The sequence below is a fragment of the Leclercia sp. CFBP8987 genome (assembly GCF_034044995.2).
In the GTDB taxonomy this organism is placed as follows: domain Bacteria; phylum Pseudomonadota; class Gammaproteobacteria; order Enterobacterales; family Enterobacteriaceae; genus Enterobacter; species Enterobacter tamurae.
In genome coordinates, this window is sequence record NZ_CM188255.1 from 1111845 (window position 1) to 1134291 (window position 22447).

16 protein-coding genes are annotated in these 22447 nt (G+C 56.9%); 10 read left to right on the forward strand and 6 right to left on the reverse strand.

Annotation, left to right across the window (positions count from 1 at the left end):
- Nucleotides 1–11 precede the first annotated feature (11 nt).
- The 3 genes from adk (at nucleotide 12) to SOM40_RS05210 (ending at nucleotide 3110) form a co-directional block, all read left to right on the forward strand.
- Complete coding sequence (gene adk / locus SOM40_RS05200; RefSeq protein ID WP_106992193.1) at nucleotides 12–656, forward strand: adenylate kinase; 645 nt, start codon at nucleotides 12–14, stop codon at nucleotides 654–656.
- Nucleotides 657–780: 124 nt separating this feature from the next.
- Nucleotides 781–1743: a ferrochelatase gene (hemH, locus tag SOM40_RS05205; RefSeq protein ID WP_106992194.1), complete on the forward strand. Its 963-nt coding sequence runs from the start codon at nucleotides 781–783 to the stop codon at nucleotides 1741–1743.
- Nucleotides 1744–1805: 62 nt separating this feature from the next.
- Complete coding sequence (locus SOM40_RS05210; protein ID WP_166181754.1) at nucleotides 1806–3110, forward strand: inosine/guanosine kinase; 1305 nt, start codon at nucleotides 1806–1808, stop codon at nucleotides 3108–3110.
- A gap of 93 nt (nucleotides 3111–3203) precedes the next feature.
- Here SOM40_RS05210 and ybaL read toward each other — a convergent pair whose 3' ends face one another.
- The gene (gene ybaL, locus SOM40_RS05215) at nucleotides 3204–4880 is read right to left on the reverse strand and encodes a YbaL family putative K(+) efflux transporter (protein WP_106992196.1); all 1677 of its coding nucleotides are present in this window, start codon (nucleotides 4878–4880) and stop codon (nucleotides 3204–3206) included.
- A gap of 233 nt (nucleotides 4881–5113) precedes the next feature.
- Nucleotides 5114–6319: an MFS transporter gene (locus tag SOM40_RS05220; protein WP_106992197.1), complete on the reverse strand. Its 1206-nt coding sequence runs from the start codon at nucleotides 6317–6319 to the stop codon at nucleotides 5114–5116.
- A gap of 163 nt (nucleotides 6320–6482) precedes the next feature.
- Between SOM40_RS05220 and ushA the strand changes: the two genes are divergently transcribed.
- A complete protein-coding gene (gene ushA / locus SOM40_RS05225; RefSeq protein WP_312080204.1) occupies nucleotides 6483–8135 on the forward strand; it encodes a bifunctional UDP-sugar hydrolase/5'-nucleotidase UshA in 1653 nt (550 codons plus the stop codon).
- A 43-nt stretch (nucleotides 8136–8178) separates the two neighbouring features.
- On the opposite strand, the gene SOM40_RS05230 is transcribed toward ushA, so the two are convergent.
- Nucleotides 8179–8511: a tRNA-binding protein gene (locus SOM40_RS05230; protein WP_106992199.1), complete on the reverse strand. Its 333-nt coding sequence runs from the start codon at nucleotides 8509–8511 to the stop codon at nucleotides 8179–8181.
- Between the two features lie 137 nt (nucleotides 8512–8648).
- Between SOM40_RS05230 and ebgR the strand changes: the two genes are divergently transcribed.
- The 6 genes from ebgR (at nucleotide 8649) to ygjK (ending at nucleotide 18255) form a co-directional block, all read left to right on the forward strand.
- Nucleotides 8649–9632: a transcriptional regulator EbgR gene (gene ebgR / locus SOM40_RS05235; protein WP_106992200.1), complete on the forward strand. Its 984-nt coding sequence runs from the start codon at nucleotides 8649–8651 to the stop codon at nucleotides 9630–9632.
- 144 nt (nucleotides 9633–9776) lie between these two features.
- The gene (gene ebgA, locus SOM40_RS05240) at nucleotides 9777–12860 is read left to right on the forward strand and encodes a beta-galactosidase subunit alpha (protein ID WP_320530638.1); all 3084 of its coding nucleotides are present in this window, start codon (nucleotides 9777–9779) and stop codon (nucleotides 12858–12860) included.
- Nucleotides 12857–13306: a beta-galactosidase subunit beta gene (locus SOM40_RS05245; RefSeq protein WP_106992202.1), complete on the forward strand. Its 450-nt coding sequence runs from the start codon at nucleotides 12857–12859 to the stop codon at nucleotides 13304–13306. Before ebgA ends, SOM40_RS05245 begins: the two co-directional genes overlap by 4 nt.
- 55 nt (nucleotides 13307–13361) lie before the next feature.
- A complete protein-coding gene (locus SOM40_RS05250; protein ID WP_106992203.1) occupies nucleotides 13362–14798 on the forward strand; it encodes an amino acid permease in 1437 nt (478 codons plus the stop codon).
- A gap of 38 nt (nucleotides 14799–14836) precedes the next feature.
- The gene (gene ygjJ, locus SOM40_RS05255) at nucleotides 14837–15895 is read left to right on the forward strand and encodes a protein YgjJ (protein WP_320530639.1); all 1059 of its coding nucleotides are present in this window, start codon (nucleotides 14837–14839) and stop codon (nucleotides 15893–15895) included.
- A 14-nt stretch (nucleotides 15896–15909) separates the two neighbouring features.
- Complete coding sequence (ygjK, locus tag SOM40_RS05260) at nucleotides 15910–18255, forward strand: alpha-glucosidase (protein ID WP_106992205.1); 2346 nt, start codon at nucleotides 15910–15912, stop codon at nucleotides 18253–18255.
- Nucleotides 18256–18307: 52 nt separating this feature from the next.
- On the opposite strand, the gene ybaK is transcribed toward ygjK, so the two are convergent.
- The 3 genes from ybaK to copA form a co-directional block, all read right to left on the reverse strand.
- Nucleotides 18308–18787 (reverse strand): Cys-tRNA(Pro)/Cys-tRNA(Cys) deacylase YbaK, encoded by a 480-nt coding sequence (gene ybaK / locus SOM40_RS05265; RefSeq protein WP_166181757.1) that lies wholly within the window; start codon nucleotides 18785–18787, stop codon nucleotides 18308–18310.
- 200 nt (nucleotides 18788–18987) lie between these two features.
- Entirely contained in the window at nucleotides 18988–19782 is a 795-nt protein-coding gene (locus SOM40_RS05270; protein ID WP_106992207.1) for a TraB/GumN family protein, read from the reverse strand.
- 78 nt (nucleotides 19783–19860) lie between these two features.
- On the reverse strand, nucleotides 19861–22359 hold the full coding sequence (copA, locus tag SOM40_RS05275) for a copper-exporting P-type ATPase CopA (RefSeq protein WP_320530640.1): 2499 nt from the start codon (nucleotides 22357–22359) through the stop codon (nucleotides 19861–19863).
- Between the last annotated feature and the right edge of the window lie 88 nt (nucleotides 22360–22447).

Sequence of the window (22447 nt, forward strand, 5' to 3'; positions counted from 1 at the left end):
GGATTTTCGCAATGCGTATTATTCTGCTTGGCGCTCCGGGCGCGGGTAAAGGAACTCAGGCTCAGTTCATCATGGAGAAATACGGTATTCCGCAAATCTCTACCGGTGACATGCTCCGTGCCGCTGTTAAATCTGGCTCCGAGCTGGGCAAACAGGCGAAAGACATTATGGACGCCGGCAAGCTGGTGACCGATGAGCTGGTGATCGCGCTGGTTAAAGAACGCATTACTCAGGAAGATTGCCGCAACGGTTTCCTGCTGGACGGCTTCCCACGTACCATTCCTCAGGCTGATGCCATGAAAGAAGCGGGCATCAACGTGGATTACGTGCTGGAGTTCGACGTACCGGACGAACTGATCGTTGACCGTATCATCGGTCGTCGCGTACACGCCGCGTCTGGCCGCGTTTACCACATCAAATTCAACCCGCCTAAGGTTGAAGGCAAAGACGACGTGACCGGCGAAGAGCTGACCACCCGTAAAGACGATCAGGAAGAGACCGTGCGTAAGCGCCTGGTGGAATACCATCAGATGACTGCTCCGCTGATCGGCTACTACTCTAAAGAAGCGCAAGCGGGTAATACCAAATACGCCAAAGTCGACGGCACCAAGCCTGTCGCAGAAGTCCGTGCAGAGCTGGAAAAAATCCTCGGCTAATCGCACCTCTCTCACCCGGTTTCCCGGGTGAGAAAAATTCTCATCTCACCTCTTACTGCAATTGGTTCCGTTTACGCACTTTTCAGATACACTTATCAGCCTGTTAAAAGGTTATGAGGCGTGAATGAGTCAGGCGAAAACCGGCATCCTGCTTGCCAATCTAGGTACCCCCGAAGCCCCAACCCCCGCAGCGGTCAGCCGTTATCTGCGTCAGTTTCTGAGCGATACGCGCGTTGTGGATACCCCACGCCTGCTGTGGTGGCCACTGCTGCGCGGCGTGATCCTGCCGATCCGTTCCCCGCGCGTGGCAAAACTCTATCAGTCCGTCTGGATGGAAGAGGGCTCGCCGCTGATGGTCTACAGCCGTCGTCAGGAGAAAGCGCTCGCCGCCCGTCTGCCGGATACGCCCGTTGTGCTCGGTATGAGCTACGGTAAACCATCCCTGGAAAGCGCCGTTGATAAACTGCTGGCGCAGGGCGTGGACCATATCGTGGTGCTGGCGCTCTATCCGCAATACTCCTGCTCCACCGTGGCCGCCGTCTGGGACGAGCTGGCACGTATTCTGGCGACCCGCCGCCGTATTCCTTCCGTGACCTTTATTCGCGACTACGCGGATAACGACATGTATATCAATGCCCTTGCCAGCAGCGCCCGCGCCTCCTTTGCAAAACACGGCGAGCCGGATCTGCTGTTGCTCTCCTATCACGGTATTCCGCAGCGATTTGCCGACGAAGGGGATGACTACCCGCAGCGCTGCCGCGATACCACCCGTGAGCTGGTCTCCGCCCTTGGCCTGCCGCCGGAGAAGGTGATGATGACCTTCCAGTCGCGCTTTGGTCGCGAGCCGTGGTTGACTCCTTATACCGACGAGACCCTCAAAATGCTGGGTGAGAAGGGAGTGAAACATATTCAGGTGATGTCGCCGGGCTTTGCGGCAGACTGTCTGGAGACGCTGGAGGAGATCGCGGTGCAAAACCGGGAGTTCTTCCTCGAAGCGGGCGGGGAAAAGTATGAGTACATTCCGGCGCTGAACGACGACCCTGAACACATCGAGATGATGGTCTCCCTGGTGACCAACAGCCGCTAATCGCACTCCGGGCCGGGTTTATGCTACCATTTCCGGCCCAACCGTCACTCGTAGCACTGAACATGAAATTTCCCGGTAAACGCAAATCCAAACACTACTTTCCCGTTAACGCCCGCGATCCGCTCCTGCAGCAAATTCAGCCGGAAAATGAGACCAACGCCGCCTGGGTGGTGGGTATCGATCAGACGCTGGTGGACATCGAAGCCAAAGTGGACGATGCGTTTGTCGCGCGTTACGGCCTGAGCGCCGGGCACTCTCTGGTGATCGAAGATGATGTGGCGGAAGCGCTCTATCAGGAGCTGGTGCGGAATAACCTGATCACCCATCAGTTTGCCGGGGGCACTATCGGCAACACCATGCACAACTACTCGGTGCTGGCCGATGACCGCTCCGTGCTGCTGGGCGTGATGTGCAGCAACATCGAAATTGGCAGCTACGCCTACCGCTATCTGTGCAACACCTCCAGCCGTACCGATCTGAACTACCTCCAGGGCGTGGACGGGGCAATTGGCCGCTGCTTTACGCTGATCGGCGAATCCGGAGAGCGCACCTTCGCCATCAGCCCGGGGCACATGAATAAGCTGCGCGCCGAGAGCATCCCGGAAGAGGTGATTGCCGGGGCATCAGCGCTGGTCTTGACCTCCTATCTGGTGCGCTGCAAGCCGGGTGAGCCAATGCCGGAAGCGACCATGAAGGCGGTGGAGTACGCGAAGAAGTACAACGTGCCGGTGGTCCTGACGCTGGGCACCAAATTCGTGATCGCCGATAACCCTGAGTGGTGGCAGGCGTTCCTGAAAGAGCACGTCTCTATTCTGGCGATGAATGAAGAAGAGGCCGAAGCCCTGACCGGCGAAAGCGATCCGCTCCTGGCGTCTGACAAGGCGCTGGACTGGGTCGATCTGGTGCTCTGCACCGCCGGGCCGGTTGGCTTGTATATGGCCGGTTTCACCGAAGAAGAGGCGAAACGCAAAACCCAGCATCCGCTGCTGCCGGGGGCGATTGCCGAGTTTAACCAGTTTGAGTTCAGCCGCGCCATGCGCCACAAAGATTGCGTTAACCCGCTGCGCATCTTCTCCCACATCGCCCCGTACATGGGCGGGCCAGAGAAGATCATGAACACCAACGGGGCAGGCGACGGCGCGCTGGCGGCGCTGCTGCACGACATCACCGCGAACGCCTTCCACCGCACCAACGTGCCGAACTCCAGCAAACACAAGTTCTCCTGGCTGACCTACTCGTCGCTGGCCCAGGTGTGTAAGTACGCGAACCGCGTGAGTTATCAGGTGCTGAACCAGCACTCACCGCGTCTGACGCGCGGCCTGCCGGAAAGAGAAGATAGTCTGGAAGAGTCGTACTGGGACAGGTAAAAGCAAAGCGGCAACCAGAGGTTGCCGCTTTTAGTGTTTGTTCCCTCTCCCTGTGGGAGAGGGCCAGGGTGAGGGCATCAGGCCGCAAAAATTTTACCCCGTCACCACCGCTTCCACCGGCGGTTTCTCCAGCAGCGACAGCATGGTATTGGCAATCTCACGCTCGCCCATCACCACCTGATTCGCGCCGCGCTCCATAATGTATTCCACTTCGTCGTCATAATGCGCCCGGGCGATAATCTCCAGGTGCGGGTATTTTTCGCGGGCGGAGACCACAATCTCACCGGCTTCGTAACCGTTAGGGATAGTCAGCAGCAGCCAGCGCGCGCAGTCCAGATGCGCCAGATTCATGATCTCTTCGTTCGCCGCATTGCCCAGTACCGCACGAATACCGCGCTCGCGCAGCTCGTCCACCCGGGTGCGGGAGGTTTCAATCACCACCAGCGGAATTCCCTGCGCCATCAGTTTCTCACCTAACAGGCTACCGACGCGGCCAAAGCCGACCAGCAGGGCATGGTTGCAGATATCCACCGGGATCTGTTTCTCTTCTTCCGTCGCCTCTTCCAGCGTCTGCTCTTCGAGGGTTTCGGTTTTCTCGAGGTATTTTTCCAGCAGCGCGAACAGCACCGGGTTGAGCATAATCGAGAGGATCGCCCCCGCCAGTACCAGGTTTTGTCCGGCCTGCGGCAGCAGATCCAGCGCCATGCCCAGTCCGGCCAGGATAAAGGCAAACTCACCAATCTGCGCCAGGCTGGCGGCGATGGTGAGCGCGGTACGCGGCGAGTGGCCGAACAGACGCACCAGGAAGAACGCGGCAACCGACTTACCAAAGATGATGATCGCCAGGGTGCCCAGCACCGCCAGCGGCTGGTCAATCAGCACCAGCGGGTCGAACAGCATCCCGACGGAGACGAAGAACAGCACCGCAAAGGCGTCGCGCAGGGGCAGGGTATCGTGGGCGGCACGGTGGCTCAGTTCCGATTCGTTCAGCACCATTCCGGCGAAGAAGGCACCCAGAGCGAAGGAGACATCAAACAGCTCGACGGCGCCAAAGGCGATACCCAGCGCCAGAGCCAGTACCGCAAGGGTAAACAGCTCGCGGGAGCCGGTAGCGGCGCTGCGGGAGAGGATCCACGGCACCAGGCGGCGGCCTACCAGCATCATAATGGCGATAAACGCCACCACCTTACCGATGGTAATACTCATATCCAGCGCCAGGGTGGCAAAGCCGACGTTGTCTTTTTCAAGCATTCCGGCGACCGCAGGCAGCAGCACCAGGGTTAAGACCATCACCAGATCTTCAACAATCAGCCAGCCAATGGCGATCTGCCCTCGCTGGCTGTCAATCAACTGTCTCTCTTCAAGCGCGCGCAGCAGCACCACGGTACTGGCGGTGGAAAGACAGAGGCCAAACACAATGCCGGTCATCAGCGGCCAGCCCAGCATCGCTGAAAGCGCCATACCCAGCAACGTCGCCACGGCTATCTGGGCGATCGCACCGGGAATGGCGATCGACTTTACCGCCATCAAATCCTTCAGGGAGAAATGCAAACCAACACCGAACATCAGCAGGATCACGCCAAGCTCCGCCAGCTCCGGGGCAAGTTTAGTATCAGCAACAAAACCTGGGGTAAAAGGACCGGCTAACACGCCCGCTAATAAATAGCCCACCAGAGGCGAAATGCGAAGTTTGTTGGCAAGCATGCCGAGTATAAATGCGAGTACAAGTCCACCGACAATGGTGGTGATAAGCGGTGTGGCGTGATGCATTCCGTCTCCTTTCGTTGCTGAGTTAATCCATTTTTGGTTCAAAACCAAAAAGCCGAGTAATAGTTTATGACAAATTTAATGATTATGTTTATGAATAATTATTGAAATTTGAGTAAAACAGCAATAAGGGTTAAACGGAAGCAGAACAGGACGATTTTTACGAGGCTGTGCTAAGAAAGGCTTATGGCAGTAGGGGAGGTTGCGGCCAAACCTGGAGTTTGACCGCGGATAAATCAGGCTTTATGCCGGTTATCAGGCAGGAATATGGTCAACATCCCGAGAAGTGGCAGGAAAGCGCAGATTTTGTAGACCAAAAAGATGCTGGTATGGTCTGCAATCAGCCCTAATACCGCCGCGCCAAGGCCACCCATCCCAAAGGCAAATCCAAAAAACAGCCCGGAAACCATGCCGATACGCCCCGGTAACAGCTCCTGGGCATACACCAGAATGGCAGAAAAGGCAGACGCGAGGATAAAACCAATGATCACGGTTAAAACCCCCGTCCACCACAGGGTTGCATAGGGCAAAATAAGGGTGAAAGGCGCTACGCCGAGGATAGAGCCCCAAATCACATATTTACGCCCAATCTTGTCCCCCAGCGGCCCGCCAATAAACGTCCCCGCGGCCACCGCAAAGAGGAAGGCGAAGAGGTGAAACTGGGCGTTTTGCACCGATAATCCGAATTTTTCCATCAAATAAAAGGTGTAATAGCTGCTGATGCTCGCCATGTAGAAGTATTTGGAGAAAATCAGCATCAGCAGGATGCTGACCGCCAGAATCACCTTGTTGCGCGGCAGGGGATTAATTACCGGCGCTTGTGGTTTGCCTTTATTAACCCGGTGCTGGGCAGCATACCAGCGGCTAATCTGGGCCAGCACCACGATAGCTAACAGCGCGGCCAGCACGAACCAGGCCACGTTACCTTTACCGTACGGGGCGATAATCACCGCCGCCAGCAGCGGGCCGAGGGAGCTGCCGAAGTTACCGCCCACCTGGAACAGCGACTGCGCCAGCCCGTGACGGCCACCGGAGGCCATGCGTGCCACGCGGGACGACTCGGGGTGGAAGACCGACGAGCCGGTACCCACCAGCGCGGCGGCCACTAATACGCCCTCAAAGCTGCCTGCCATCGCCAGCAGGATCAGGCCGCTCAGGGTAAAGCACATGCCAATCGGCAGCGACCACGGCATCGGATATTTATCCGTCCAGTAGCCCACCACCGGTTGCAGCAGCGACGACGCCAGCTGGAAGGTGAGGGTGATCATGCCGATCTGGACAAAGGTAAGAGAGAACTCGGACTGTAATAACGGATAGATCGCCAGAATAAGCGACTGGATCATATCGTTAAGCAGATGCGAAAGACTGATTGCGCCGAGAATACCAAATGAGGTGCGAGCCTTAGCAGCCGACACCGGTGGAGTAGATTCACTGATTGCCATAAATACCACGTCGATTGTTATAGGAAGTGCAGGATGTAATTATTATTCAGCTAACATACCTTCCCCCGACATTTGAGGAAAGTCGCAATTCTGAAAACTTATTTGTCTATTCTGCTTACTCGCTGTAATTTTTGCCTTTGTCTATGGATCAGGGAGTGAAGAAATGAAGTTAATGAAGCGAGGCGTCGCGCTGGCAATCATCGCGGCGTGCGGTCTGTTAAGCCTGCCTGCTCAGGCCTGGGAGCAGGATAAAACCTATAACATCACTATCCTGCATACCAACGATCATCACGGCCACTTCTGGCGCAGCGAATACGGCGAGTATGGCCTCTCGGCGCAGAAGACGCTGGTGGACGGGATCCGTAAAGAGGTCGCGGCGAAGGGCGGCAGCGTGCTGTTACTCTCTGGCGGCGACATTAATACCGGCGTGCCGGAATCGGATTTACAGGATGCAGAGCCCGATTTTCGCGGCATGAATTTGATCGGCTACGATGCGATGGCCGTCGGTAACCACGAGTTTGATAATCCAATCGACGTATTACGCCAGCAGGAGAAGTGGGCCAAATTCCCGTTCCTCTCCGCCAATATTTACCAGAAAAGCACCGGGGAGCGTTTATTTAAACCCTGGGCCATTTTCAAACGCCAGGATATTAAAATTGCCGTGGTGGGGCTGACCACCGATGACACGGCCAAAATTGGCAACCCGGAATATTTTACCGATATCGAATTCCGTAAACCGGCCGACGAAGCGAAGCTGGTGATCCAGGAATTACAGCAGAACGAAAAGCCGGACGTGATTATCGCCACGACCCACATGGGTCATTACGATAATGGTGACCACGGCTCGAACGCTCCGGGCGATGTTGAGATGGCGCGCAGCCTGCCGGCGGGTTCGCTGGCGATGATTGTCGGCGGTCACTCTCAGGATCCGGTCTGCATGGCCTCAGAGAATAAAAAGCAGGTCGATTATGTGCCAGGCACCCCCTGCGCGCCGGACAAGCAGAACGGGATCTGGATTGTGCAGGCCCATGAGTGGGGCAAATACGTAGGCCGCGCGGATTTCGAATTCCGTAATGGCGAGATGAAGCTGGTGCACTACCAGCTGATCCCGGTCAACCTGAAGAAGAAGGTGACTTACGATAACGGCCAGAGCGAGCGTGTTCTCTATACGCCGGAAATTGCGGAAAACCCGCAGATGCTCTCCCTGCTGTCACCGTTCCAGAATAAGGGCAAGGCGCAGCTGGATGTGAAGATCGGCACGCTCTCCGGCCGACTGGAAGGCGATCGCAGCAAGGTGCGTTTCGTGCAGACCAACATGGGTCATCTGGTGCTGGCCGCACAAATGGCACGTACCAATGCCGATTTCGCGGTGATGAGCGGCGGTGGGATCCGCGACTCCATTGAGGGCGGCGATATCACCTATAAAGATGTGCTCAAGGTGCAGCCGTTCGGCAACGTGCTGGTGTATGTCGATATGACCGGTAAAGAGGTGACGGACTATCTGACCGCGGTGGCGCAGATGAAGCCTGACTCCGGGGCCTATCCGCAGTTCGCCAACGTCAGCTTTGTGGCGAAGGGCGGGGTACTCAACGACCTGAAAATCAAAGGCGAACCGGTTGACCCAGCGAAAACCTACCGGATGGCGACGTTAAGCTTTAACGCCACCGGCGGCGATGGCTATCCGCACATTGATGATAAACCAGGCTATGTGAATACCGGCTTTATCGACGCCGAGGTGCTGAAGCAGTACATCCAGCAGAACTCTCCGCTGGATGTGAACGCGTATGAACCGAAAGGTGAGGTGAGCTGGCAGTAACGGAGCTGTTGTGCCGGGTGGCGGCTACGCCTTACCCGGCTTTTTATACAACACGTACGCCCGCCGCCATCGCCCGCTCCGGCGTTAATAACACGCTTTCGCTGGCATCATCGGTTTCCGCGCAGAGTAACATGCATTCAGAGGTTTCGCCGCGCATCTTCGCTTTCGCCAGATTACACAGCACCACCACCGTTTTCCCCATCAACGCCTCTTCCCGGTAATACGGCACCAGGCTGGTTACGGTTTGCAGCGTCCTGCCGCCCACATCAATCTGCGCAATATAGAGTTTGTCTGCGTTAGCGTGGCGCTTAACGTCCAAGATCGTTCCCACGCGGATCTCCAGCTTTGCAAAGTCATCGTAAGCTACCGTATCCATTCTCTCTCCTTGGTAAAATTTTACTAAATACTAGCACGGTATTTGCCGGAAGCAATGGGCAGTATATTTAGTAAAAACTGATGCATGTCCCGACTCATCCTTTACAATGGGTTATTACGTCGGGAATAAGGATAAACATGGCAACGCTCAAAGACATCGCGACGGAGGCTGGCGTCTCGCTGGCGACGGTATCCCGGGTTTTAAACGATGACCCAACGTTGAACGTAAAAGAAGAGACCAAACACCGCATTCTGGAGATTGCTGAAAAGCTGGAATATAAGAGCACAACGTCCCGCAAAATGCAGTCTGCCACTATGGGTCAGCAACACATCCTGGCGCTTTATAGCTATCAGCAAGAGCTGGAGATTAACGATCCCTACTACCTTGCCATCCGCCACGGCATTGAGACGCAGTGTGAAAAGCTGGGCGTCGACCTGAGCAACTGTTACGCCAATGCCACCCTGCCTGAGATTAAAAAACTCACCGGCGTACTGATCGTTGGCAAGCCCTCCTCAGCGATTCGCCGTACCGCGATGGCCTTAACGGACAACGTCTGCTTTATCGATTTTCACGAGCCCGGCAGCCAGTACGATTCCGTCGATATTGACCTCTCGCGCATCAGCAAGCAGATCATTGATTTCTTTATTCATCAGCATGTTAAGCGCATTGGTTTTATCGGCGGGGAAGATGAGCCCGGCAAAGCCGATATCCGCGAAGCCGCTTTCGTGGAGTATGGCCGTTTGAAAGGGGTAGTGTCAGAGCAGGATATCTGGCGCGGCGGTTTTTCCAGCTCATCCGGATATGAACTGGCAAAAACCATGCTGACACAGGCAAGCTGGCCCGGCGCGCTGTTTGTGGCCTCTGATTCGATAGCCATCGGCGTATTGCGCGCTATTCATGAAAAAGGGCTGTCGATCCCCGAGGATATTTCACTCATCAGCGTGAACGATATCCCGACCGCCCGCTTCACCTTCCCGCCACTTTCTACCGTGCGTATCCACTCGGAAATGATGGGCAGCCAGGGGGTTAACCTGCTGCTGGAAAAATCCCGCGATGGTCGTGCACTGCCGCTTCAGGTCTTTGTGCCGAGCGTGCTCAAACTGCGCGGTACTACCCGCTAATCCCCACGTTAAACACGCTGCCGGGCATGCCCGGCATTTTTTTTATTTGTGATCAAGTTAAAGCAAATCACCTTTACTGATTTTATTTAGTAAAATTTTTACTAAAATCCTCGGCAATGATGTTTACCCCTACAGGGAGATCGCATGAATCGCTGGGAAAATATTCAACTCACGCATGAGAACCGGCTCCCGCCGCGTGCGTATTTCTTCTCATATGACACTGTCGCGCAGGCTCGTACCTTTGCCCGCGAAGCCAGTGGCCACTTTTTATCACTCAGCGGCCAGTGGAATTTTCGTTTCTTCACGCATCCGCTGTATGTACCGGAAAGCTTCACCTCTGAGTACATGACCGGCTGGGACGACATTACTGTTCCGGCCATGTGGCAGATGGAAGGCCACGGCCAGCTGCAGTACACCGACGAAGGCTTCCCCTTCCCGATAGACGTTCCCTGGGTGCCTGCGGACAACCCAACCGGGGCGTATCAGCGCTACTTCACCCTGTCCGACACCTGGCAAAATAAGCAGACCCTCATCAAGTTTGACGGCGTCGAAACCTATTTCGAAGTCTATGTGAATGGTCAGTACATTGGCTTTAGCAAGGGCAGCCGACTGACCGCCGAGTTTGATATCAGCCATGCGGTGCACAGCGGACAAAACCTGCTGTGCGTGCGGGTGATGCAGTGGGCGGATTCCACCTACATTGAAGATCAGGACATGTGGTGGACGGCCGGCATTTTCCGCGATGTTTATCTGGTCGGAAAAAATCCCGCTCACGTGCGCGATTTCACCCTCAAAACCACCTTCGACGAGGCGTATCAGGACGCGACGCTCTTCTGTCAGCTTGAACTGGAAAACCTGGCCCCGCACGCATCAACCCTGTCGCTGGAGTATACTCTCTATGATGGCGAGGCGGTGCTCCAGCAGGGTACGACCGACAGCCTGACCGCGATCCGCGGCGCGGAAACCGCCTTCAGCATTGAGGTCAAACAGCCTCAGCAGTGGTCTGCCGAATCGCCCTATCTCTACCATCTGGTGATGACGTTAAAGGACGCGCACGGGCAGACGCTGGAAGTTATCCCGCAGCGCATCGGTTTCCGGGACATCAAGGTGCGCGACGGTCTGTTCTACGTCAACAACCGCTACCTGAAGCTGCACGGCGTAAACCGTCACGACAACGATCACCAGAAGGGCCGCGCCGTGGGCATGGATCGCGTCGAGCGCGACCTGATCCTGATGAAGCAGCACAACATCAACTCGGTACGCACCGCCCACTACCCCAACGATCCGCGCTTCTATGAACTGTGCGACCTCTACGGCCTGTTCGTGATGGCGGAAACGGATGTGGAATCTCACGGCTTTGCCAACGTCGGCGATCTGAGCCGCATCACGGACGATCCGGTATGGGAGCCCGTTTACGTTGAGCGCATCGAGCGACATATCCACGCCCAGAAAAACCATCCTTCAATCATCATCTGGTCGCTTGGCAACGAGTCCGGCTACGGCTGTAATATCCGCGCCATGGCCCGGGCGGCAAAGGCGCTGGATGATACGCGCCTGCTGCACTACGAAGAAGATCGCGACGCCGAGGTGGTGGATATCATCTCTACCATGTACACCCGCGTGCCGCTGATGAATCTGTTCGGTGAGTATCCCCACGCTAAGCCACGCATCATCTGCGAATACGCCCACGCGATGGGCAACGGCCCTGGTGGCCTGACCGAGTATCAGAACGTCTTCGATCGCCACGACTGTATTCAGGGCCACTACGTCTGGGAGTGGTGCGACCACGGTATTCAGGCCACGGACGCCAGCGGCAATACGTATTACGCCTACGGCGGCGACTTTGGTGATTACCCGAATAACTATAACTTCTGCCTCGACGGGCTGATCTACTCAGACCAAACGCCAGGTCCTGGCCTGCGTGAATATAAGCAGGTGATTGCCCCGGTCAAGCTGCGCTGGCAGAGCGGCGAGCTGCACGTTGAAAACCGCTACTGGTTCACCAGCCTGGACGATTACACCCTGCTCGCCGAGGTGCGTGCGGAAGGGGAAACGCTCTACAGCCAGCCGCTGGTCATCACCGGCCTTGCTCCCAACAGCGCACGCAGCATGCCTCTCGACCTGCCCGAACCCGATGAACGCGAAACGTTCCTGACCGTGCGCATCAGCAAAAACAGCCGCACGCGCTACAGCGAAGCCGGGCACGAGATCGCGGTGTATCAGTTCCCGTTAAACGCGTGCACGGCTCATGCCACGCCGTTTATTAACGCCAACGCGACGCCGCTGTTGCTGGAAGAGGATCGCCTGAGCTGCAGCGTGACCGGGCATAACTTCCGCGCCAGCTTCTCAAAAGTGACGGGAAAACTCTGCTCCTGGCAGGTTAACGGTGAGGAAAACATCACCCGCGAACCGAAGATTAACTTTTTTAAACCGATGATTGATAACCACAAGCAGGAGTATGAGGGACTCTGGCAACCCAACCACCTGCAGATCATGCAGGAGCATCTGCGCGGTTTCGAGGTTGAGCATCAGGACGATGCGGTCATCATCACGACCCGCAGCCTGATTGCCCCGCCGGTGTTTGATTTTGGTATGCGCTGCACCTATCGCTGGCGCATTGCCGCCGACGGGCAAATCAACGTAGAGCTGAGCGGTGAACGCTACGGCGATTATCCGCACATCATTCCCTGCATCGGCTTTACGCTCGGCATCAACGGCGAATTCGACCAGGTGAGCTATTACGGACGCGGGCCAGGAGAGAACTACCCGGACAGCCAGCATGCCAGCACCATAGACCTGTGGCATACCACGGTGGATGAGATGTTTGAAAACTACCCGTTCCCGCAGAACAACGGTAACCGCCAGCAGGTGCGCTGGGCAACGCTTGCCAACCGCCACGGCAGCGGCCTGCTGGTGGTGCCTCAGCAACCCATTCACTTCAGCGCCTGGCACTACACGGCAGAGAACATTCACGCCGCACAGCACTGCAACGAACTGCGGCGCTGCGAGGACATCACCCTCAATCTCGACCATCAGGTCCTGGGCTTAGGCTCCAATTCCTGGGGAAGCGAAGTGCTGGACAGCTGGCGCGTCTGGTTCAGACCGTTCCGCTACGGTTTTACCCTGCTCCCGCTGGAAGGCGGACAAACCGCCGCGCAGACGCTGGCGCGCCATCGGTTCGGCACCGGTTTCTTCTCCATGAATTCACACAGCGAGGCAGAAAAATGATCGTTCTGGATAGCCTGGAACAGTTCCAGCAGCTTTACCGTGCGGGCCGTAAATGGCAGCGCTGCGTAGAGGCCATCAACAATATCGACCACATCCAGCCCGGTGTTGCCCACTCGATTGGCGATTCGCTGGCTTACCGCGTGACCCGCGATGCCAGCACCGACGCGCTGTTCGTCGGTCATCGCCGCTATTTCGAGGTGCATTACTACCTGCAGGGGGTGCAAAAAATTGAGTATGCCGCAAAAGAAGCCCTTCAGCTTGTGGAGTGCTACCGCGATGAAACCGACCGCGAATATCTGAAAGGTGTGGGTCATACCGAACAGGTGCGCGAGGGGCATGTCGTGATTTGTGAGAATCATGAGGCGTATCGCTTTATCAGTGATACGCCGGCAAAAAAAGTCGTCCTCTATGTGACCGTCGAAGACGGTTATTTCCATAACAAATAATAATCCAGTGGTGCCAGTGAAGCACCGCTCTCCTCCTCGTACCCGGAGAAATATTATGTCTGGAACCACTAAGCGTAATACCATCGGCAAATTCGGCCTGCTGTCGCTGACCTTTGCCGCTGTATTCAGTTTTAACAACGTGATTAATAACAACATCGAGCTGGGGCTTGCCTCCGCGCCGATGTTCTTTTTAGCCACCTTGTTCTACTTCATTCCTTTCTGCTTAATTATCGCGGAGTTTGTCTCCCTGAATAAAAACTCCGAAGCAGGTGTGTACGCCTGGGTGAAAAGTTCGCTGGGTGGGCGTTGGGCGTTTATTACCGCCTACACCTACTGGTTCGTGAACCTGTTCTTCTTCACCTCGTTATTACCGCGCGTCATTGCCTACGCCTCTTACGCCTTTTTGGGATATGAGTACATTCTTACGCCGTTCGCCACCACGGTACTGAGCATGGTGCTGTTTGCCTTCTCGACCTGGGTGTCTACCAACGGGGCGAAGATGCTGGGGCCGATCACGTCTGTGACCTCTACGCTCATGCTGCTGTTGACCCTTTCCTATATTCTGCTGGCAGGTGCCGCGCTCATGGGCGGCGTACAGCCAGCCGACCCGATTACCGTTGACGCGATGATCCCTGACTTCAACTGGGCCTTCCTCGGCATCACCACCTGGATATTCATGGCCGCCGGGGGCGCAGAGTCCGTTGCCGTGTACGTTAACGACGTCAAGGGCGGCTCAAAATCCTTCGTTAAGGTGATCATTCTGGCGGGGATTTTCATCGGCGTGCTCTATTCTATCTCCTCCGTGCTGATTAACGTCTTTATCAGCAGTAAGGAGCTGAAGTTTACCGGCGGCTCGGTGCAGGTGTTCCATGGTCTGGCGGTATGGTTTGGCCTGCCGGAAGTGCTGATGAACCGCTTTGTCGGCCTGGTCTCCTTTACCGCGATGTTCGGCTCCCTGCTGATGTGGACGGCCACCCCGGTCAAAATCTTCTTCTCTGAAATCCCGAGCGGCATTTTTGGGCCAAAAACGGTGGCGCTGAACGAGAATGGCGTCCCGGCGCGGGCGGCGTGGATCCAGTATTTGATCGTCATTCCGTTAATGATTATCCCAACCATGGGATCGAATACCGCGCAGGAGCTGATGAACACCGTCATCAACATGACCGCCGCTGCCTCTATGCTGCCGCCGCTGTTCATCATGCTGGCTTACCTGAATCTGCGCCGCAAGCTCGATCATCTCCCGCGCGATTTCAAAATGGGCTCACGCACCACGGGTATTGTGGTGGTGTCGATGCTGATTGTGATTTTTGCCATCGGCTTTGTGGCTTCAACTTTCCCTACCGGTGCCAATATTATGACGATTATTTTCTATAACGTCGGTGGCATTGTTTTATTCCTCGGCTTTGCCTGGTGGAAATACAGCAAATACGTCAAGGGATTATCAAAAGAACAACAACAAATAGAAGCGTTACCTGCATCAAATATTCATTAACAGTGAAGATGTGAATATTTTATCATTGGGATAAGTGCATGAAAATTAAAAATAAAATAATTTGGATACTGGCTATCCTCTCTTTCTGCTGCCCTGCATTTGCCGCAGAAGACGCCCGGCCTGCTGAACATGATGATACCCGAACCCCGGAAATCACCTCTCCATCATTTCGTTTTGATGGCGAACTGGGGGTTGGCGGATATATGGATTTAGAAGGTCAGGATAAACATAAATACAGTGACGGGACCTATATTGAGAGCGGTCTGGAAATAAAGCACGGGCACTGGTTCGGCCTGATTTATGGCGAAGGCTGGACCGTACAGGCTGACCATCAGGGAAACGCCTGGGTGCCCGATCACAGCTGGGGCGGGTTTGAAGGTGGGCTTAACCGCTTTTACGGCGGCTACAAAACCGACAACAGCACCGAGATCATGCTCAGCCTGCGTCAGGACTCCTCCCTCGATGACCTGCAGTGGTGGGGGGACTTCACGCCCGATCTGGGCTATGTGATCCCCAACACCCGCGACATTATGTATGCGCTGAAAGTACAGAACCTCTCCGGGAACCTGCGCTATAGCGTCACCGCCACGCCTGCGGGGCACCATGACGAGAGCAAAGCCTGGCTGCACTTTGGCAAATACGATCGCTATGACGATAAGTATACCTATCCGGCGATGGCCAACGGTTATATCCAGTATGACATCGTCAAAGACGTCACCTGGATGAACGGCCTTGAAGTCACGGATGGCACCGGTCAGCTCTATTTAACCGGCATTCTGTCGCCCAACCTGGCGGCGCGCGCCTGGCATCACACCGGCCGGGCCAGCGGTAAAGACGTCCCCGGCACAGAGACCGGCTATATGGTCAGCGCTATGGTTGAAGCGTTAAAAGGCGTTTATCTCTCCACCGCTTACAGCTATGCAAAGCACCGCCCGGACAATGCCGCCGATGAAACGACCTCATTTATGCAGTTCGGTATCTGGTACGAGTACGGCGATGGGCGTTTTGCTACCGCTGCCGACAGCCGCTTCTATATGAAAAATGCCTCCGGCGACCCGAGCGATCGGATCTTCCTGATGCAATACGTCTACTGGTAAAAGGATCTTCCACCATGAAACTCAGCCTTACACCACTGGCCTGCGCGCTGGCGCTCAGTTTTTCGGCTCACGCCGCCAGCACAGCTGATTTTAAAAACGTCATCAACCGTACCGGTGCCCCGGCGTACATGCACGATTTCGACTATGACGACCACCAGCGTTTTAATCCCTTTTTCGATTTGGGCGCCTGGCATGGGCATTTACTGCCGAACGGGCCGCAGACCCAGGGAGGATTTCCCGGCATAGCGCTTCTCACCGAAGAGTACATCAACTTTATGGCGACGAATTTCGATCGCCTGAGTGTGTATCAGAACGGCAAAAAAGTGGATTTTACCCTTGAGGCTTACAGCATTCCCGGCGCGCTGGTGCAGACGCTAAATGCCAAAGATGTACAGATCGCGATGACGCTGCGCTTTGCCACCGCGCGCACCTCGCTGCTGGAAACCCGTATCACCAGCAAGACACCGCTCGACCTGGTGTGGGATGGCAAACTGCTGGAAAAGCTGGAGGCGAAAGAGGGCAAACCGCTGTCGGATAAAACTATCGACGGCGCGTATCCGGATTACCAGCGCAAGCTGGTCTCCACCCGTGACGGCCTGAAAGTGACCTTTGGCAAAGTGCGTTCCACCTGGGATCTGCTGACCTCCGGCAGTTCCGAATATCAGGTGCATAAATCCATCCCCGTCGACACCACCGTCGACGGGCATCGCTTTACCAGCCGGGCGCACATTACCGGCAGCACCACGCTGTATACCACCTATTCCCATCTGCTCAACGCGGATGAGGTGAAGCGGGAGCAGATGCCGATCCGCGATATTCTGGCGCGCCCGGCCGCCTATATGACGGCCTCGCAACAGCGTTGGGAAGGCTATTTGCAGAAAGGGTTAACCAACCCAAACGCGACGCCAGAGCAAACCCGCGTGGCGGTGAAAGCCATCGAAACGCTGAACGGCAACTGGCGCTCACCGGGCGGCGCGGTGCGTTATAACACGGTGACGCCATCCGTCACCGGACGTTGGTTCTCCGGCAACCAGACCTGGCCGTGGGATACCTGGAAACAGGCATTTGCCATGTCGCATTTCAACCCGGAGATCGCCAAAGAGAACATTCGCGCGGTCTTCTCCTGGCAAATCAAACCCGACGATCCGGTCCGCCCGCAGGATGCCGGCTTTGTGCCGGATCTTATCGCCTGGAACCTGAGCCCGGAACGCGGCGGGGACGGCGGCAACTGGAACGAGCGCAATACCAAACCGAGCCTTGCCGCGTGGTCAGTGATGGAGGTGTACAACACCACTCAGGACAAGGCCTGGCTGGCAGAGATGTACCCTAAACTGGTGGCCTACCACGACTGGTGGCTACGCAACCGCGACCATAACGGCAACGGCGTGCCGGAGTACGGCGCGACGGGTGATAAAGCCCATAATACCGCCAGCGGTGAGATGCTCTTCACGGTGAAAAAAGGTGATAAAGAGGAATCGCTTTCCGGTCTGAACAACTATGCCCGTGTGGTCGACAAGGGCCATTACGACAGTCTGGAGATCCCAGCGCAGGTTGCAGCCTCGTGGGAATCGGGGCGGGATGACGCCGCCGTCTTCGGTTTTATCGATCAATCCCAGCTGGATAAATACGTCGAAAACGGCGGCAAACGCAGCGACTGGGCGGTGAATTTTGCCGAAAACCGCGACAAAGAGGGCAGGCTATTGGGCTATTCGCTGCTGCAGGAGTCCGTCGACCAGGCGAGCTATATGTACAGCGACAATCACTATCTGGCACAGATGGCGAGCCTGCTGGGGAAAGAGCAGGAGGCCAGCCACTACCGCCAGCTGGCGGATAAGCTCGCGACCTACATCAATACCTGCATGTTCGACGCGAAAAGCGGTTTTTACTATGACATTCGCATCGAGGATAAACCGCTTCAGAATGGCTGTGCGGGTAAACCGATCGTCGAGCGCGGCAAAGGCCCGGAAGGCTGGTCGCCGCTGTTTAACGGTGCGGCAACGCAGGAGCATGCTAATGCCGTGGTGAAGGTGATGCTGGATCCGAAAGAATTCAACACTTATGTGCCGCTCGGGACGGCCGCGCTTACCAACCCGGCATTTGGCCCGGATATCTACTGGCGCGGCCGGGTCTGGGTCGACCAGTTCTGGTTTGGCCTGAAAGGGATGCAACGCTATGGCTATCGGGAACAGGCACAAACGCTGGCTGAAAACTTCTTTAAGCACGCAAAGGGGTTAACTTCTGACGGCCCGATCCAGGAAAACTACAATCCGCTGAACGGCGCGCAGCAAGGCGCCCCCAACTTCTCCTGGAGCGCAGCACATCTGTACATGTTGTATAACGACTTTTTCCGTAAACATTAACGGAGGAGCGGTATGCTGTGCCGGGTAAGGCGAAGCCGCCACCCGGTGCTTTTTACTCCCGACGCGCAATATCCGCAAACTGCGCATCGAGCATTCTGGCCAGATCGCTGGCCGCCAGCTCAATATCCAGCCCGCGCTTGCCGCCCGAAATATAGATCGTCTCAAAAGTCTGAGAGGGCGCATCAATCAGCGTCGGCAGGCGCTTTTTCTGCCCCAGCGGGCTAATTCCCCCCACCAGATACCCGGTTGTGCGCTGGGCCACCATCGGGTCGGCCATATCCACTTTTTTGGCGCCCAGCGCCTTTGCGACCTTCTTGAGATCCAGCTGTCCGGCAACCGGCGTCACCGCGACGGCGAGATGCTTCATATCGCCATTGACCGCTACCAGCAGAGTTTTATAAACCTGGTCGGCATTCAGCCCCAGCTTACGCACCACTTCATCGCCAAAATTGGTTTCGTTCGGATCGTGGTCGTAGGTATGGATCCGGAAAGTGATTTTGTTTTTTTCGAGTAATTTAACGGCGGGAGTCATAGCAATCCTTCTTAGCCCGGACAATAAACGCCCTAAGCATACGCCTCAGAAGAGGCTAAAAAATAGCACCATCTTGCGCATATAGTGTTGGCAGTGATGGTCACTTTGAGCGACAATCGGCTCAACCGGGGGTCTCCTCCGGCATAATAACAACGATGAAATTCCTCTTTGACGGGCCAATAGAAATATTGGCCACTTTTTTATCTCAGCAACGACGGCAAATTTCCCTCGCCGTATAAATGTAATGCCCCCACCGCCACCACATAGCGTCCCGCAGGCAGCGCGTGCAGCTTCTCGCACCACGCCTGGTTACGCTCGTGCATAAGCACGTCATACAGCGATTCGCTGAAGGTCGCCGGGAGCGCCAGCCTGTCGACGACAGGGGGCGAATCCAGCCACCAGCTCACCATAGTCTGCAGCAGGCGCGCGTTGGTATGCCAGTGAGTCAGGGTATCTTCCAGCAGCAGTAACCCGTCGTTCGGCATCTGGCGCAGCAGGGCAATCTGACTGTCGGCCCCTTCCAGCTCGATAATGGGCAGCTGCTGCGCGCGTGCGGCATTCAACAGCTGATAATCAATGCCGTAATCCCCCCGCAGCCCCAGACGCTGTGCCTGGGTGGCCTGCAACACCATCGCGATCTGCCACAGCGGCTGGCTCTCCAGCATGGACAGCGATAACCCCAGCTCGTCGGCAAGCCGCTCCAGCTCCGCCAGCTGACTGGCGCTGAGACGCTCATTCAGCGGAGGCGGGATCGCCAGCCCCTCAAAGGGCGACTCATTACCTGAGATATCCGCTTCCACGATCAGCGCATCGGCGTGACGCAGCCTGGCGATCAGCCCCTCGGGTAGAGGAGACATATCCCGGGTGCCCATATGGATGCTGCCGACCAGATGCAGATGCTGCCCGCCGGGCAGGGAAATATCGAGGCCCGGCCAGCGATAGCGGCGGGGGAACAGGGCGCGAAACGATGCTTTTATACGTTGAAACAGACTCATACGCGCTCCATGAAGGGAAAAATTCATGCTAGCGCGTGGGGAAGGGCGGTGCAAGACGTCCTTGTCTTATGCACCTTGTTACTCTTTAGGTTTAAAGCGCAGCAGGCGGTTGGCATTGCTCACCACGGTAATCGAGGAGAGGGCCATCGCGGCACCCGCCACCACCGGGTTGAGCAGCGTTCCGGTCAGCGGCCAGAGGATCCCGGCGGCGACTGGAATGCCGATGACGTTATAGACAAAGGCCCCCAGCAGGTTCTGCTTCATGTTGCGCAGGGTGGCTTTCGAGATAGCGAGCGCGTCGGCCACCCCCATCAGGCTGTGGCGCATCAGGGTAATAGCCGCCGTTTCGATAGCCACATCACTGCCGCCGCCCATCGCAATCCCGACATCCGCCTGGGCCAGCGCCGGGGCGTCGTTAATGCCGTCGCCAATCATCGCCACCTGGCGACCCTGGCCCTGCAATTTGATGATTGCGTCCGCTTTGCCATCCGGCAACACTCCGGCGATCACCTCATCAATACCGGCCTCGCGGGCGATAGCCTGAGCGGTGACGGCGTTGTCACCGGTGAGCATCACCAGACGATAGCCCGCGCGGTGCAGGCGTTGCAGTGCGCTAACGCTGTCAGCGCGCAGCGGATCGCGAACGGCAAACAGCGCCGCGATGTGACCCTCCACCGCCAGCAGTACCGGGGTGGCGCCCTGAGCGGCATGGGCCTGCAGCTGCGCATCCAGCGCCCCGGTGTCGATGCCGTTTTCTGCCAGCAGGGCCTGGTTGCCCAACAGCAGCGCATGGCCATCGACCTCTCCGCTGACCCCCAGCCCGCGCAGGGTACGGAAGTTACTTACCTGCGGTAACACTGTGTCCGCTTTCTCCAGAATGGCCCGCGCCAGCGGGTGACTGGAACCTTGTTCGAGCGCGGCGGCCAGGCGCAGGGCCTCGGCGGCATCAATCCCACCCGTCGTCTCGACGGCAACCACCTGCGGTTTACCCTCGGTGAGGGTCCCGGTTTTATCAAACACCAGCGTATCCAGGGTGCTGGCGCGCTGCAGGGCGTCGGCATCACGCACCAGCACGCCGGACTCCGCGGCACGACCCACGCCGGAGATAATCGACATCGGCGTCGCCAGCCCTAGGGCACACGGACAGGCGATGATCAGCACCGTGGTGGCGATCACCAGGGTGTAGACGATCTGTGGCGCGGGGCCAAAGAAGTACCAGATAGCGGCGCTGAACAGGGCAATCCCCACCACCACCGGCACGAAGATGGCGGAAATCTTATCTGCCAGCTTGCCGATCTCCGGCTTGCTGCTCTGGGCCTGGCGCACCATACGGATGATGCGCGACAGGGTGGTGTGGCTGCCGACCGCGCTGGCGCGGAACAGCACGCTGCCATCCTGCACCACCGTACCGGCGTGGATGCTCTCTCCGTCGCTTTTCTGCTGCGGCACCGGTTCGCCGGTAAGCATCGCTTCGTCAAACCAGGCTTCGCCCTGGGTGATCTCCCCGTCTACCGGGACGCGATCGCCAGTGGTGAGGCGCAGGATCATCCCGGCCTGAACCTCCGCCAGGGGCAGGTTCTGTTCACCATTTTCCGTCACCACCCGGGCGGTCGGCGGGGTTAAATCGAGCAATCTTTCCAGCGCTTTCGAGGAGCGCTGACGGGCCCGCGCCTCCAGCATATGGCCGAGGTTAATCAGGCCGATAATCATCGCGCTGGCTTCATAATAGAGGTGGCGGGCTTCCATCGGGAACCACTGCGGCCAGAGGTTAACGCTCATCGAGTAGAGCCACGCCGCGCCAGTACCCAGCGCCACCAGCGTGTCCATGGTGGCGGTGCGGTTTTTCAGGCTCTTCCAGGCGCTGGTATAAAAATGGCCGCCGGCGACGATCATCACCCCGAGGGTGAGAATGCCGATCGCCAGCCACAGGGTGCGGTTGTCGTCGGTGACCATCATGTTGTCGCCGAGCATTCCCCAGCCCATCACCGGGATCCCCACCAGCAGGGCAACAATCGCCTGCCAGCGAAAACGTTTCATGGTGGCGATGGCGGTCTCCTGCTGGCGCTCCCGGCGCTTGAGGTCGTCTTCAATCGCCTCGGCACCGTAGCCCGCTTTTTCAACGGCCTGGACTAAATCAGCGGCGGAGGCACTGCCCATAATCAGCGCAGTGCGTTCCGCCAGGTTGACCCGTGCCTGTGCCACACCCGGTACCGCCTGGAGGGCGTTCTGGACCCGGGTCACGCAGCTGGCGCAGCTCATGCCGTTGATCAACAGCTGTTGGCTGTCATCACTGTCGTGAGCTGCCGGAAGCTCAGAGGGGGCCGCTGTCAGTGCTTCCGACGGCGTTGTTGACGCTGTCAGCGGATCAGTCTTTGGGTGGCTTAACACCGCGCCGTAACCGGCCTGTTTAATGGTGTCGATCAGGGCATCGGCGCTGGCGCTGCCGGTCACGGCGGCGTGGTCGATGGTGACCTCTGCGGTATCAACGTCCGGGCGTTGCTCCAGACTCTCTTTGACGCGTTTGACACAGTGGCCGCAGGAGAGGCCGTCCAGTGTCAGATCGATGGTGTGAGACATACGAATACTCCTTATAAATCTCCAGCCAGATATTGACCGGAGGGACACTTTCATCTAACTGTTATGAAGGTTAAACCTTCCATCAAGG